Source organism: Martelella alba (assembly GCF_005217455.1).
Taxonomy (GTDB): Bacteria; Pseudomonadota; Gammaproteobacteria; order Enterobacterales; family Enterobacteriaceae; genus Acerihabitans.
This window is the reverse complement of record NZ_SZPQ01000109.1, coordinates 1-1,841: the sequence shown is the minus strand read 5'-3', so window position 1 is coordinate 1,841 and position 1,841 is coordinate 1. Positions and strand designations below refer to the sequence as shown.

The window sequence follows — 1,841 nt, the reverse complement described above, 5'->3', positions numbered from 1 at the left end:
CCATCACCTGTACCGTGATAGTGCAATTGCTGTGTGTAGTCATTGGCGGTGGCGCCAGCTCTTCAACTCATAAGGGGAGAAGATAATGTTCTGGTTGGCGCAGTCCGCCCTTTTTCGCTAACGCGAGGTATCCATGTCTGAAACAAGTCGCGAAACAAATATCCCGGAGTTTATTGGTGAACTGGATGCCGGGGTCTTCGAAAATAAATTATCTGCTGTACTGAATGACGTTGCTAAAGCCGTCATAAACACCCGGGCAAAAGGAGAAGTCAATATTAAGCTCAGTTTCAGTCCGATGGATGAAAACCGGGTGAAAATTTCGCATAAATTGACGTTTGTTATTCCCACGCCGCGGGGAAAGACGTCCGAAGAGGACACCACGGAAACGCCGATGTATGTCAACCGCGGCGGGAAACTCACCATGTTGCCGGAAGACCAGGGACAACTATTCGACATCAAGGGCCAACCGGCCGGAAAAATCTAACTCTATCCCTAACCCAATTAAAATAAGGACCTGAACATGCCGCAAACTTTAGACGCGAGCGCTATCACCCAAATCCGGGACCTGGTGCTGGCCAGCAACCTACCGGGATCACTCAGCCAGGCCGATTGCCCCGTTGCCGCCGTTCCGGATGGCATCAAAATCCAAAACTTGGAAAGTCTGAAAGATGGCCGTTACCGCTTCCGGGGAAAATTGAAAACCGCCAGCATCCCCGATTATGTCCGCTACTGCAAAGAATATGCAACATCCGACGGCGTGCGGTGCTTTATCGACGCAGATGAAATGTCCGCGGTGACCGTTTTCAACCTCGGCACTCTGGAAGTCCCGGGCCACGCCGATAATACCGCGGCACTGAAGCTTAAGAAAACAGCGCCCTTTGCCGCCCTGTTGGAAATCGACGGCCGGAAAACGGTCCAGAAAGAGCTGGCCGAATGGCTGGAGGACTGGAACGAATATCTCTTGGCGTTTTCCGGTGATGGCGAGGTGATGGATATCAAAAAGGCTGTGGTCGGCGTCAGGCAGATCACCATTGAGTCGGTCAGCAGCCAGGATCATGAAGAGCAGGATTTCAGCGGCAAGCGCTCATTGATGCAAAGCGTAGAGGCGAAAAGCAAGGCGGTTATGCCGGCGGCGTTCGAATTCCAATGCGTGCCGTTCGAGGGCCTGAACGAGCGGCGCATTAAGCTGCGTTACAGCATACTGACCGGCGGCGATGTTCCGGTCCTGGTTCTGCGTATTGTCCAGCTCGAAGCCGTGCTGGAACAAATCGCCGGCGAATTCCGTGATCTGCTGGTCGCGCAGTTTAACGAAACTGACGTCGAAACGTTTATCGGCGAATTTACCGCGTAATCGCCTGATGCCCCGCCAGGGGCATTGAATAAACCACAAATTAAATATTGCCTCACGGCAAGGGCGCGGCTTTGCCCGAAAATAGGAAAACGATAATGACGTGGATAACCACATTTAGCGGCCGGCATTTCGATTATGCCGATCCTGATATTAATTCGATCTGCATAACCGACATCATTCACGCATTGTCGAATGAATGCCGCTATGCCGGCCATTGTTCGCAGTTTTATAGCGTGGCACAGCATTCCGTACTGACCAGCATGATTGTCCCACCAGCATTTGCTCTGGAGGCGTTGTTGCATGATGCCGCCGAGGCATATTGCAAAGACATCCCGGCGCCACTGAAACGGCTATTGCCTGACTATCACGCTGTCGAGAATCGGGTTGATGCCGTAATCCGCCGCCGGTTTGGGCTGCCGGAGGCAATGAGCCCCGAGGTTAAACGCGCTGATCTGATTATGCTGGCCACCGAGCGTCGAGATCTCGATAT

2 protein-coding genes and 1 pseudogene are annotated in these 1,841 nt (G+C 52.8%); all 3 read left to right on the top strand.

Translation table 11 applies throughout. The features are described 5' to 3' along the window. Nucleotides 1-133 precede the first annotated feature (133 nt). Entirely contained in the window at nucleotides 134-484 is a 351-nt protein-coding gene (locus FCN80_RS25760; protein ID WP_136993192.1) for a hypothetical protein, read from the top strand. Nucleotides 485-520: 36 nt separating this feature from the next. Beyond that, a complete protein-coding gene (locus FCN80_RS25755; protein WP_136993191.1) occupies nucleotides 521-1,351 on the top strand; it encodes a YfdQ family protein in 831 nt (276 codons plus the stop codon). Nucleotides 1,352-1,446: 95 nt separating this feature from the next. Then, nucleotides 1,447-1,841, top strand: a pseudogene (locus FCN80_RS25750) (metal-dependent phosphohydrolase); the annotation flags it as partial.

Excerpts from the sequence above, each read along its gene's own strand:
- FCN80_RS25755 (WP_136993191.1), top strand. The coding sequence starts at position 521 with ATGCCGCAAACTTTAGACGCGAGCGCTATCACCCAAATCCGGGACCTG.
- FCN80_RS25760 (WP_136993192.1), top strand. The coding sequence starts at position 134 with ATGTCTGAAACAAGTCGCGAAACAAATATCCCGGAGTTTATTGGTGAA.